Here is a 12,408-nt window from a genome sequence, read left to right as displayed (position 1 = left end):
TTGTGGCATATTTTTAATCAGTGAAAATCTGTCGGAAATTTTCCAAAATCTTTTACCTTTGCTGAATGCTGAATTTCATCAAAAAGAAGATTGCTTTACAATGGGCGAAAAAACACGTCCGCGAAACCGAAAATTTTAAAAACAATGCTGTAAAAGACCAAGAAAATTTATTGCTTTCTTTGGTGAAAACAGCTGAGAAAACACTTTTCGGAAGAGCACATCAGTTTGAAGAAATAAAATCCATCGAAGATTATCAGCAAAGGGTTTCTGTTGCCGATTACGAAGAACTGAAGCCCTACATCGAAAAAGTAAAACGCGGCGAAAGAAATATTTTGTGGACCGATACTCCCGAATATTTTGCCAAAACTTCCGGCACTACTTCCGGCGCAAAATACATCCCAATTTCCAAGGAAGGAATGCCTTTTCAAATTGCGGCAGCACAAAGTGCAATTTTTCATTATATCGCACAGAAAAACAATGCCGATTTCGTGAACGGGAAAATGATTTTCCTGCAGGGAAGTCCGGAACTTGAAGAATTGAACGGCATTAAAACCGGCCGGCTTTCCGGAATTGTAGCGCATCACATCCCAAAATATTTACAGAAAAACCGTTTGCCAAGCCTCGAAACCAACCTCATCGAAGATTGGGAAACCAAAGTGGACGAAATTGTAAAGGAAACCGAAAAGCAAAACATGACTTTGATTTCCGGAATTCCGCCTTGGTTGATTATGTATTTTGAAAAACTGATTGAACGCAACGGAAAAAAAATCACAGAACTGTTCCCGAATCTTCAGCTAATTATTACTGGTGGCGTGAATTACGAACCGTATCGAGAAAAAATGAACGAACTTCTTGGAAAACAAGTTGATACCATACAAACTTTTCCGGCGAGTGAAGGGTTTTTTGCGTTTCAGGATGATTATCAAAAAGAAGGTTTGCTTTTATTGACGAACCACGGCATTTTTTATGAATTTATTCCGCTTGAACAATACGGAAAACCCGATGCTCCAAGACTGACTTTAAAAGATATTGAACTCCATAAAGATTACGCACTGATTTTAACCACGAATTCCGGATTGTGGTCGTATTCTATTGGTGATGTTGTGCGTTTTATCTCTAAAAATCCGTACAGAATTTTGGTTTCGGGAAGGACGAAACATTTTACCTCGGCTTTTGGAGAACATGTGATTGCTTTTGAAGTGGAAGAAGCTATGAAAGCGACAGTGGAAAAATTTCCGGCACAGATTAACGAGTTTCACCTCGCCCCACAGGTAAATCCGACCGAAGGATTACCTTACCACGAATGGTTTATTGAGTTTGAAAAAGAGCCCGAAAATTTGGAAGCCTTCCGCGAAAATCTCGATAAAGAAATGCGTTCCCGAAACACATATTATGACGATTTGATTTCCGGAAACGTTCTTCAAATGCTGAAGATTACAAGGCTTCAGAAAAATGCTTTTCAGGAATATGCAAAATCCGAAGGAAAACTCGGCGGACAAAACAAAATTCCCAGATTAGCGAATGACAGAAAGATCGGAGATTTTTTGGAGGGGTTGAAATTAGAGTGATATAAAAACTATCAATCTTTAATGATGCATTCTCAATAAAGTTTTTTTATTTATTTTTGAATTGTGGAAGAACAAGGATACATAGAAATTAGGGTTGATAATTTTAATCATTCATTAACTCCAAAAGATGTAGATATTAATGAAATAAGAAGCGTTATATCTGACATCGAAACTTTTTTGTACCCAACAAGAGAAGAAAAAAAACTTCGTCCTCAAATTTCTTATGATATAGAGGCTGGTTCAGCAAAACATAAATTTTTTCTTCCTATTTCAGCAGTCATCCTCTTCAACGGATTAACAACTGAAATCACTAAAAGAAACTCATTAGATTTCCTGGACTATAAACGACAAGAAATTATTGACAAGTTTCAAAAGAAAGCTTTAAAAGATGGATATAGAATAGAGTTTGGCAGTTCTCTTTCAAAAGAAAAAACTTTACTAATTGATACTGATACAAAATTTGAGATGATTGCTCCTCAATTTTATGAGAGTGAATTCTATCTTTATGGCGAGATTTATCAAGAAGGAGGAAAAAATCCTAACATTCATATTTCAACGTCAAAATTTGGGAATTTAACTGTCGCTGCGACCAAACAGCAAATCTTAGATGGCGAGAAAAAAACTTATAAACCATACGGAATTAAGGTCAAAGGAAAGAAAAACCTGTCAGATGGAAAACTAAGCGATTTAGAATTATTAGAGTTTATTCAATATAGACCAATTTTTGATAAAAGTCTTCTTGATAAGATAATTGATAGAGCGTCTGTTAACTTAAGCAAAATTACAGATGTGGATAGCTGGATAGACAGTTTAAAAACTGATGGAATATGAAGGATATCAAAACTGTGCTTTTGGACAACTCATTTGTAACTCGTTTATTAAAATCAGACGATGAATACCACGATAATGTTGTAGAATATTTCCAATATTTTCTTGAAAATAATATTACTTTGCTTCTTTCGACAATTGTAATTAGCGAATATGCTGTCGCGGATAATCCCGATAATTTATTAGCATTAAATGCATTTCAAATATTAGAATTTGATTATGGAGATGCGAAGATTTCAGGAGATTACTTCGCTCTTTTAAAAGATGATATTCAACTAAGAAATATTGAAGCTCGAAAAGTAATTATTAACGACTTAAAATTATTTGCTCAAATTCAAAATAGAGGAATAGATGCTTTTGTAACGAAAGATAGAAAAGCATTTCCTAAGATGATTAAACCACTGAAAGAAAATAAAGGTTTAAATTTTGAATTTCTAGATTTAACAATTCCTTTGAAAGATATATTAGGCTTGCTTTTTTAGTTCTATAATTAATTCGAAACCACTTTCAAACCCACTACAGAAGCAATCAGCGTCGTCACAAAAAACATTCTCCAAAAAGTTGCTGGTTCGTTGAAGAAGAAAATTCCTGCCAAAACACCACCAACAGCGCCAATTCCCGTCCAAACTGCATAAGCGATACCAATTGGAATTGGATTTTCTCCAGAAGAAATCGCTTTGTACATCAAAAACATCGACAAAAAAAGACAAACCCCGAAACCAAACCACCAAACCACACTTTCTTTACCCGAAGTTTCCTGCGCTTTACCAAGACAGGTTGCAAAACCGGTTTCAAAAAGTCCGGCGATAATGAGAATAATCCAGTTCATATCTCAAAGATAATTTTTATTTACAAACTCTATTAAACCTAATGTCTTAGTTTTGATGTTTCCTTTACATTTGCAACATGATTTCACTGCAGCCAATACAAACCATACGGATTCCTGAGTTCAGGAACTTAATGACCGGGAGATTTTTCCTGGTCCTTTCTTTCCGAATGTTGGCTACGCTTCTCGGTTGGTGGATATATCAGCTTACGAAAAATCCTTTTGCAATAGGCTTAATTGGACTTTCGGAAGTTATTCCCGCAGTTTCTACCGCTTTGTATGCCGGCCATGTTATCGATAATTCTGAAAAGAAAAAACTGCTGCTCATCTGCAATTATCTGTATGTTTTTTTAATCGGTTTGTTGGCGATTCCGGCGTTTTTCGGATCTAAATTACTGCATCTCAGTAATGTTCAGATTTCTTACTTTATTTACGCAGTAATATTTTTAACGGGATTTTGCCGTGCTTTTATAGGCCCCATTGTTCCGTCCATGATTCCAAAAATTGTGGACCGCGAAACTTTACCTAATGCTATTACATTAAATCAGGCGACATTTCTTACTGCTTCTGTTTCCGGACATGCTCTAGGCGGATTTCTGATTCACTGGATTGATATTTCGGGAACCATTCTCGTGATTATAAGTTTAATGATTTTGGCTTCTCTATTTTTCTGGAACGTCAAAAAACATCCTGCAGAACCTAAAGAACGTGAAGTTGGCGTTGTTGAAAGTATGCGCGAAGGCATTGCCTATATTTTCAAAACCAAAGAAATTTTGGGAGCGCTTTGTCTGGATATGTTTGCCGTGCTTTTCGGAGGAGCTGTTGCGATGATTCCGGTTTTTGCAACAGATATTCTGAAAGTCGGTTCGCAAGGATTTGGGCTGCTGAATGCCGCTTCTGATATTGGTTCGATGTGTATCATTGTACTGCTTTCATTTATACCTTTAAGAAGAAATCAGGGCAAAATTTTATTGACAGTGGTTGCAGGATTTGGTTTGTGTATTATTGGTTTCGGACTTTCAAAATTATACTGGCTTTCTTTCGGATTTTTGGTTTTGAGTGGAATGTTGGACGGAATTTCCGTCGTGATTCGTGGTACTATTGTTCAGCTGAAAACTCCTGACCATATTCGCGGAAGAGTGTTGAGTGTAAATTCCATCTTCATTATGTCGAGCAACGAAATGGGACAGTTTGAAAGTGGTTTGGCTGCAAAACTTTTGGGCGTGGTTCGTTCCGTAATTTTTGGAGGAACCATGACGGTTTTAATCGCTTTACTCGTTGGATTCTCCGTTCCGAAACTCCGCAAAATGCAGTATTGATTTAAGCAAAAAAAGTTTTCCAATTTTATTAACAACCACAATCTTGGGCTAACTCCTTTGCTTATTGCGGTAGAAAATTTTTTAATATTATTCTACACATTAACGCTCGTAAAATTCTGAAAATTCTATCTTTGTGGAATGACACAGAAGGAAACATTATCGTCTTTGATTCACGGTAATTTTGCGAAGGAACTTTCAATTTCAGACGGCAAAATGCCGCCCAATGCAGTAGATTTCGAAAAATTAGTTATCGGAACTTTTCTTATTGATAAAAAAGGGCTGGATTATTCCATTGATCTCTTAACGCCTGAGGTTTTTTACGACCCAAGACATCAGGTTATTTTTACAGCCATTACCAAACTGTTCGAAGGAAATCATCCTGTGGATATGATGACGGTGATACAGGAACTGAAAAAAGAAGGAAAACTCGGTTTTGCAGGAGGCGACCATTATATTATTGATTTAACGATGGGCGTTTCTTCTAGCGCACATATTGAATACCATGTTCGTGTCATTCTCGAAAAATTTATTTTAAGAAGTTTGATTAACGTTTCCGCAAACGTTATCGACAGTTCCTATAAAGAATCTACCGACGTTTTCGAATTGTTGGATAAAGCCGAACAGAGCTTTTTCGAAATCACGAACGGAACCATCAAAAAAGGTTTCGACACCGCAAATTCCTTGGTAAAACAAGCGATTGACACCATTAAATCTTTAAAAGACAAAGAAGGTCTTTCCGGAATTCCATCAGGTTTCCGTGATATCGATAAAGAAACCGGAGGTTGGCAAAATTCTGACCTTATTATTATTGCAGCACGTCCTGCGATGGGTAAAACCGCGTTTCTGCTTTCGATGGCGAGAAATATTGCAGTTCAGCACAAAATTCCAATGGCGCTTTTCTCTCTCGAGATGGCATCTGTACAGTTGATTACAAGGATGATTGCGTCTGAAACCGGCATTTCTTCAGAAAAATTGAGAAAAGGACAAATGAGCGACGAAGAATGGCAGCGTTTGTTTTCCAACGTTTCCGAACTTGAAAACGCTCCTTTATATATTGATGAAACACCTTCACTTTCAGTTTTTGATTTCCGCGCAAAATGCAGAAGATTGGTGATGCAGCATGGCGTGAAAATTATCATGGTCGATTATCTTCAGCTGATGACCGCAAACAGCGGTGGAAAAGGCGGCGGAAACCGTGAACAGGAAATCGCAACCATTTCCCGTTCATTAAAAGCTATTGCAAAAGAACTGAATGTTCCTGTTATTGCGCTTTCGCAGCTATCAAGAAGTGTGGAAACGCGTCCCGGAAAACGCCCACAACTTTCTGACCTTCGTGAATCCGGAGCAATTGAGCAGGATGCGGATATTGTTTCGTTTATTTTCCGTCCGGAATATTATAAAATTATGACGTGGGATAATGACGAAGACGGCGGAGAAAGTTCAACTGAAAATCAGGCTGAATTAATCATCGCAAAACACAGAAACGGTGCTACCGCAGATGTAAGAATGTCTTTCCACAAAAATATTGCAAAGTTTGCTGATTTGGATTTGTTTGGAAACAGTTTTGGTTATCAACCTTCCAATTTTGGTGAACAAAGTACACCAAGCGGTTTCGACAGAATTAAAACCACCATTGATCCGGGTGCAGCTTTTGATTTGCCGGATAATTCGAATTTTAAAGGACTTTCCGGTTCTTCGATGAATGATTTTGAGGAAGATGATGATTTTGCATTCTAAAACATGAGTTTAAGAATCGAAATTTACACAGACGGAGCTTGCAGCGGAAACCCGGGAAAAGGAGGTTATGGAATCTTGATGCGCGTTCCCGAAAAAAATTATCAAAAAACTTTTTCCAAAGGGTACCGTAAAACCACCAACAACCGCATGGAACTTTTGGCGGTGATTGTCGCTTTGGAAAAACTGAAATCTCCGGACAATGACATCCATGTTTTTACAGATTCCAAATATGTTTCGGATGCTATTAACCAGAAATGGCTTTTTGGGTGGGTGAAAAAAGGATTCGAAAAAGTAAAAAATCCGGATTTGTGGAAACGTTTTTATCCGCTTTACCGAAAGCACAACCCTACTTTTCATTGGATTAAAGGTCACGCCGGACATCCCGAAAATGAAATCTGTGACCAACTCGCTGTGAAAGCATCACAATCTTCAGCTTTGGAAACCGATGAATTTTTCGAGAACCCCAATCCGGACAGTTTGTTTTAAAGTGAATAGTAATTGGATAAAGACTATCTCAAAATTCACAATTGACAACTGACAATTGACAATCCACATCCCGCTTTTCCATATCTTTGAAAGATGAATTACGTAGAAGCATTACAAAAAAGATATTCTGTAAAGAAATTCGCTCAAGAGAAAAAAATTCCTCAGGAAACTTTAAAAAATATTCTGGAAGCCGCCAAACTTTCGGCCAGTTCATTGGGTTTGCAACCGTACAAAATTTTTGTGGTTGAAACTGAAGCCATGAAAGAAAAACTGGTTCCGGCTTTCATCAATCCATCGCAGGTTTCAACATGTTCTCATTTGGTAGTGATCGTTTCTAAGAAAACAATTGATGAAAGCTATATTGAAGGTTATTTCAAGCATATTTCTGAAGTAAGAAGCATTCCTGTTGAAAATTTGGAGCGTTTCCGAAACAGCATCAATCATTATACAGGCCTCCATGATGAAAAAACAACCATTTCGTGGAATGAAAAACAGGCTTATATTGTTCTCGGAAACCTGATGTTTGCTGCGGCTTTGGAAAATGTAGATTCGTGTCCGATGGAAGGTTTCAAATCTGAAATTATCAATGATATTTTGGAACTAGATACTGAAAAAGAGCATGTTTCTGTGACTTTAGCTTTAGGTTACCGTGCAGAAGACGACCCTTTCCAAAACATGAAAAAAGTAAGAAAACCGGACGAAAAACTGTTTAAGTTTTTGTAAAGTTTAAAACCTCAAAATTCCTTACTTTTATACTTTAATTACCATTATGATTAAAGCAGATGTATTGGTTATCGGTTCCGGAATTTCCGGGCTTTCCTATGCGATAAAAATTGCAGAGCAGCTTCCCGACACCAAAATTACCATCGTTACCAAAGCCGATGAAGACGAGAGCAACACGAAATATGCTCAAGGAGGACTCGCTGTAGTAACCGATTTCGACAACGATAATTTTCAGAAACATATTGATGACACGATGCGTGCCGGAGACGGAGAAAACAAGCGTGATGTCGTAGAAATGGTCATCAAAGAAGGTCCGGCAAGATTTAAGGAACTCGTAGATTGGGGAACGCAATTCGACAAAGAAAACGACGGCGATTTCAAACTCGGCCGTGAAGGCGGACATACAGAAAACCGTATTGTTCATCACAAAGATATTACAGGAGCTGAAATTGAGCGCGCACTTTTGGAGACCATCAAAAAATCTCCAAACATCGAAATGCTTGATCATCATTATGTTATCGACCTTATAACTCAACACCACGTTCCCGGAAAAGATTGGGATACTGAAGCCACAAGTTGTTATGGAGCCTATATTTTGGATGAACGAAATAAAAAAATCAAAAAAATTACGGCGAAAATAACACTCGTTGCTACAGGAGGAGCCGGACATGTTTATAAAAACACCACGAATCCTATCATTGCAACCGGAGACGGAATCGCGTTTGTACACAGAGCTCGTGGAAAAGTTTCGAACATGCAGTATTATCAGTTTCATCCAACTGCGATGTACTCGAAACGTGATGGAATGCTGTTTTTGATTTCTGAAGCTGTTCGTGGTGACGGCGCAAAACTTCGCACCAAAGACGGAGCACCTTTCATGCACAAATATGATGAGCGTGAAGAACTGGCTTCACGTGACATCGTGGCAAGAGCCATTGATAACGAACTGAAAATCAGCGGTGATGAATATGTTGGTTTGGATTGCCGACATATGGATCATGAAAAATTCAAGGAACATTTCCCGAATATTTATCAAAAATGTGTTGATGAAGGAATCGATCCGTTTACGCAACTTATTCCGGTAGTTCCGGCGTGTCATTATTTAATGGGCGGAATTGAAACCGATATGGAAGGACAAAGCTCCATCAAAAATCTTTTCGCAGTGGGTGAATGCACGAATTCCGGACTTCACGGCGCGAACCGTTTGGCTTCAAATTCCCTGTTGGAAGGTTTAGTTTTCGGACATAATGCCGCGATGAAAACCGTAGAACTTTTAAAGGTTAATGATTTCAACTTCAATGATTTACAAGCCGTTCCGGAATGGAACGATGAAGGCATGAGAATGATGCCCGAAATGGTGATGGTGTCTTATCTGCGCAAACAATTACAAGAAATGATGAGCGATTTGGTGGCGATTGTAAGAAGCAATGACCGACTTGAACTTGCCAAGAAGAAACAGCGCGAAATATATGAAGCCGTAACCGAACTGTATAACTTCAACCTGCTTTCTCCTCAACTTTCAGAACTGAGAAATTTGGTGAATATTTCGTACCTCATCATCAAACAATCTATGCAGATGAAGGAAAACAAGGGAAGTTTCTACAATAAAGATTTGGCAACTAAACCTTTGACGATAAATAATGATTAAGCAAGGGTGAATTTTCAACTTTGAAAAAATCATATAATTTCTGTAAACCTCGAAAAATTTCAAACAATTTCAAAAAAAACTCTATGAAACGTCCGTCATACGTTACCGATAAAGCTTTAAAAGAATTTATAACTGCCGCTCTCGAAGAAGACATCCGAGATGGAGACCATTCTACTCTTTCCACGATTCCGAAAGATTTAGAACAGAAAGCAAGATGCATCATCAAACAAGACTGTATTGTTGCCGGCGTTGAGTTGGCTGAATTTATCTTTAAAACTTTCGACAAAAACATGAAAGTTGAGGTGCTGATTAAAGATGGCGAAGCTGCAAAATATGGTGATATCGCATTCATTGTCAGTGGAAAAGCTCAATCTATCCTTCAAACAGAAAGACTGGTTTTGAACTGCATGCAAAGAATGAGCGGTATTGCAACTTTAACGCATGACTGGGATTCCCGATTGGTAGGAACAAAAACAAAATTGTTAGATACAAGAAAGACAACACCGAATTTCAGGATCTGTGAAAAATGGGCAGTTGCAATTGGTGGCGGAACCAATCACCGTTATGGTTTATACGACATGATTATGTTGAAAGACAACCACATTGATTATAACGGGAGCATCACCAATGCAGTGAGAATGGCGAAAGATTATGTGAAGAAAAATAAACTAAAACTCAAAATAGAAGTTGAAACCAGAAGTCTTGAAGAAGTACAGGAAGCCATCAAAGCAAAAGCAGACCGAATTATGCTCGACAATATGGATGTTCCGACGATGAAAAAAGCAGTAAAACTCATTGACGGAAAAATTGAAAGTGAAGCTTCGGGTGGAATTACTCGAGAAATGCTGAAAGAAGTGGCTTCAACAGGCGTTACGTACATTTCTGCAGGCGCTTTAACACACTCAGCCGAAAACATCGATATCAGTCTGAAAGCAATAAAATAGGCACCTTACAACAATTATGTAAAAAATAATTTTTTAGGCTTTTTTTAACAAACTTTTTATATCTTTGCCAGCGAAATAAACCAAGAAAAAGCAGCAAAATTGACTGATAATCAGCGAATTTATAGGTTATATTAACAAAATTTTAATTATTAACATTTTGTTAATATAGCTTTTATTTTTTACGATTATTTTTGCGGCGTGAAAATTAATTCTAATTAATATAAAGCTATATGAATTTCAAACCTTTGAAAAAATCGATGCTTACGGTAGTTATTACACTATCTACTGCAAGTGTGTATTATGCACAGGTAAATGACAGTGTACAGAACGACAGAGAAATTGACCAAGTTGTTCTTACTGGTGTTGCGGATATCGCAAAAGACAGAAAAACTCCGGTTGCAGTTTCCACTATTAAAGAAGCAGTAATCGTTGAAAAATTGGGTAACCAGGAATTCCCAGAAATTTTGAACACTACTCCTTCTGTTTATGCAACAAAATCTGGAGGTGGATTTGGTGACTCAAGAATTAACGTTAGAGGTTTCGACCAAAGAAATACTGCTGTAATGATTAATGGTGTGCCGGTAAACGACATGGAAAATGGTGCTGTTTACTGGTCAAACTGGGCTGGTCTTTCTGATGTAACTTCTGCAATGCAGGTACAAAGAGGACTAGGTTCATCTAAATTGGCTATTGCTTCAGTAGGTGGTACGATTAACGTACTTACAAGAGCTGCGGACAAAAAGAGAGCAGGAAATGTAACTATTAGTGTTGGTAACGACGGATATCACAAAGCATTATTCTCTTATAATACTGGTAAAAGCGAATCGGGATGGTCTTCTTCATTCTTAATGAGTAGAACTGCAGGTGCAATGTATGCAGACGGAACCGATTTCGAAGGGTATAACTATTATTTTGCTTTAGGTTTCCAACCGAATACTAAACATGATCTACAGTTTACAATTACTGGTGCTCCACAATGGCACAACCAAAGATCTTTCCAATCTAAAATATCAGATTATATCAAGTTTGGCGGTACTGAAGATGAACCGAACAGAAGATATAACCAAAACTGGGGTTATTTAAACGGTGAACAGTATTCAATGACAACTAACTATTACCATAAACCGGTAATGTCATTAAACTGGGACTGGAAATTTAATGATGCTACAAAATTAAATTCAGTTGCTTACGCATCTTTTGGTAGAGGTGGCGGTTCCGGAGATTTCGGAAGAATTAACGGTAAAGGTTACACGGCTCTTCCAAGAACTGCAGACGGTTTGATCAGATTTGATGACATTGTAACATGGAATCAAGGAGGTGTAGTAGCAGATTTTGGTGCGGTAAATAAAACCCCATTCTCTGCAACAAGCAGCAACGGAATTGTAAGAAGAGCTTCTATTAACTCACATAACTGGTTTGGTTTAATTACCAGCTTAAATCACAAATTCAGCGATAACCTTAACGCAACAATTGGTTTTGACGGTAGAAGATATGAAGGAATGCACTACAGAATCCTTTCTGATCTTCTTGGAAACTCAAGATATACAGATACAAGTAATATCAACAACAAACCAAACGTAATCACCAACATTTTCGCATCAACTCCTAACTGGAATCCTTTCGGCGGAAAAACTAACGACATCAAAGATCAGGCTGGATACAGCAATGACGGTATCGTAAACTGGCTTGGTGGATTTGCTCAGGTAGAATATACCAACGACGCGTTATCAGCATTCGTTCAGGGATCGGTTTCTAATCAGGCATTCCAAAGAATTGATTATATGCTTTACACTCCTGATCAACAGGAATCAGAAAAAGTTGACTTGGTTGGCTTCAACGTAAAAGGAGGTGCAAACTATAATATTAACGAACATCACAACGTTTTTGTAAACGCTGGTTATTACGAAAGACAGCCTTTCTTCGGAGCGGTATTCTTGAATAACAGAAATGATGTTAATCCTGGTTTGACAAATGAAAAGATTACCTCTTACGAATTTGGTTACGGTTTCAGATCTGCCATCTTCAATGCAAACTTAAACCTTTATACAACTTCTTGGGATGATATCTACAGAAGAGTTACTTCAAGGGTGAACAACGTAAACTATGTTGCTAACATGCTTGGAATTGAAGAGGTTCACAGAGGAATTGAATTAGATTTCAACGTTAAGCCTGCTAATTTTGTAACAGTTAACGGTATGGTTTCTGTTGGTGACTGGTACTACAAAGGAAATCCTACTGCAACCTTTATAGATGATAACACTAATACAGTTGTTGGAACGCAGACTTTATACCTTGATGGACTTAAAGTTGGTGATGCTGCAGATCGGAA

General features: G+C 37.8%; 11 protein-coding genes. 10 read left to right on the top strand and 1 reads right to left on the bottom strand.

Annotation, left to right across the window (positions count from 1 at the left end; genetic code table 11):
• The first annotated feature begins 65 nt into the window (after window positions 1-65).
• From Q0252_RS00055 to Q0252_RS00045, 3 genes are all read left to right on the top strand, one after another.
• Window positions 66-1,568: a GH3 auxin-responsive promoter family protein gene (locus Q0252_RS00055; protein ID WP_297982205.1), complete on the top strand. Its 1,503-nt coding sequence runs from the start codon at window positions 66-68 to the stop codon at window positions 1,566-1,568.
• Window positions 1,569-1,631: 63 nt separating this feature from the next.
• Window positions 1,632-2,399, top strand: coding sequence for a hypothetical protein (locus Q0252_RS00050; protein ID WP_297982202.1), 768 nt, complete (start codon window positions 1,632-1,634; stop codon window positions 2,397-2,399).
• Complete coding sequence (locus tag Q0252_RS00045) at window positions 2,396-2,878, top strand: PIN domain-containing protein (protein ID WP_297982200.1); 483 nt, start codon at window positions 2,396-2,398, stop codon at window positions 2,876-2,878. Before Q0252_RS00050 ends, Q0252_RS00045 begins: the two co-directional genes overlap by 4 nt.
• An 8-nt stretch (window positions 2,879-2,886) precedes the next feature.
• Here Q0252_RS00045 and Q0252_RS00040 read toward each other — a convergent pair whose 3' ends face one another.
• Window positions 2,887-3,225 carry a multidrug efflux SMR transporter gene (locus Q0252_RS00040; RefSeq protein WP_297982197.1) on the bottom strand — a complete coding sequence of 113 codons (339 nt, stop codon included), beginning with the start codon at window positions 3,223-3,225 and terminating at the stop codon, window positions 2,887-2,889.
• Window positions 3,226-3,302: 77 nt separating this feature from the next.
• Here Q0252_RS00040 and Q0252_RS00035 point away from each other — a divergent pair, with 77 nt between their 5' ends.
• The 7 genes from Q0252_RS00035 to Q0252_RS00005 all read left to right on the top strand — a co-directional run.
• Window positions 3,303-4,541 (top strand): MFS transporter, encoded by a 1,239-nt coding sequence (locus Q0252_RS00035; RefSeq protein ID WP_297982195.1) that lies wholly within the window; start codon window positions 3,303-3,305, stop codon window positions 4,539-4,541.
• 138 nt (window positions 4,542-4,679) lie between these two features.
• A complete protein-coding gene (gene dnaB, locus Q0252_RS00030) occupies window positions 4,680-6,278 on the top strand; it encodes a replicative DNA helicase (RefSeq protein WP_297982192.1) in 1,599 nt (532 codons plus the stop codon).
• Window positions 6,279-6,281: 3 nt separating this feature from the next.
• Window positions 6,282-6,764 (top strand): ribonuclease HI, encoded by a 483-nt coding sequence (rnhA, locus tag Q0252_RS00025; RefSeq protein ID WP_297982190.1) that lies wholly within the window; start codon window positions 6,282-6,284, stop codon window positions 6,762-6,764.
• A gap of 93 nt (window positions 6,765-6,857) precedes the next feature.
• Window positions 6,858-7,487 carry an NAD(P)H-dependent oxidoreductase gene (locus tag Q0252_RS00020; RefSeq protein ID WP_297982186.1) on the top strand — a complete coding sequence of 210 codons (630 nt, stop codon included), beginning with the start codon at window positions 6,858-6,860 and terminating at the stop codon, window positions 7,485-7,487.
• Window positions 7,488-7,533: 46 nt separating this feature from the next.
• Entirely contained in the window at window positions 7,534-9,135 is a 1,602-nt protein-coding gene (nadB, locus tag Q0252_RS00015; protein WP_297982184.1) for an L-aspartate oxidase, read from the top strand.
• Window positions 9,136-9,218: 83 nt separating this feature from the next.
• Complete coding sequence (gene nadC / locus Q0252_RS00010) at window positions 9,219-10,079, top strand: carboxylating nicotinate-nucleotide diphosphorylase (protein ID WP_297982182.1); 861 nt, start codon at window positions 9,219-9,221, stop codon at window positions 10,077-10,079.
• Window positions 10,080-10,309: 230 nt separating this feature from the next.
• Window positions 10,310-12,408: TonB-dependent receptor (locus Q0252_RS00005; protein WP_297982179.1), on the top strand; the 2,099-nt coding region annotated here is incomplete at its 3' end.

It is taken from the genome of uncultured Chryseobacterium sp., assembly GCF_936933875.1.
Taxonomy (GTDB): domain Bacteria; phylum Bacteroidota; class Bacteroidia; order Flavobacteriales; family Weeksellaceae; genus CAKZIK01.
Note: the sequence above shows the minus strand (reverse complement) of the source record. Positions and strands in the feature narration are given on the sequence as shown.

What these genes read in the sequence shown, in the direction of transcription:
- Q0252_RS00055 (WP_297982205.1), top strand. Translation starts at nt 66, where the DNA reads ATGCTGAATTTCATCAAAAAGAAGATTGCTTTACAATGGGCGAAAAAA.
- Q0252_RS00045 (WP_297982200.1), top strand. Translation starts at nt 2,396, where the DNA reads ATGAAGGATATCAAAACTGTGCTTTTGGACAACTCATTTGTAACTCGT.
- Q0252_RS00040 (WP_297982197.1), bottom strand. Translation starts at nt 3,225, where the DNA reads ATGAACTGGATTATTCTCATTATCGCCGGACTTTTTGAAACCGGTTTT.
- Q0252_RS00035 (WP_297982195.1), top strand. Translation starts at nt 3,303, where the DNA reads ATGATTTCACTGCAGCCAATACAAACCATACGGATTCCTGAGTTCAGG.
- dnaB (WP_297982192.1), top strand. Translation starts at nt 4,680, where the DNA reads ATGACACAGAAGGAAACATTATCGTCTTTGATTCACGGTAATTTTGCG.
- rnhA (WP_297982190.1), top strand. Translation starts at nt 6,282, where the DNA reads ATGAGTTTAAGAATCGAAATTTACACAGACGGAGCTTGCAGCGGAAAC.
- Q0252_RS00020 (WP_297982186.1), top strand. Translation starts at nt 6,858, where the DNA reads ATGAATTACGTAGAAGCATTACAAAAAAGATATTCTGTAAAGAAATTC.
- nadB (WP_297982184.1), top strand. Translation starts at nt 7,534, where the DNA reads ATGATTAAAGCAGATGTATTGGTTATCGGTTCCGGAATTTCCGGGCTT.
- nadC (WP_297982182.1), top strand. Translation starts at nt 9,219, where the DNA reads ATGAAACGTCCGTCATACGTTACCGATAAAGCTTTAAAAGAATTTATA.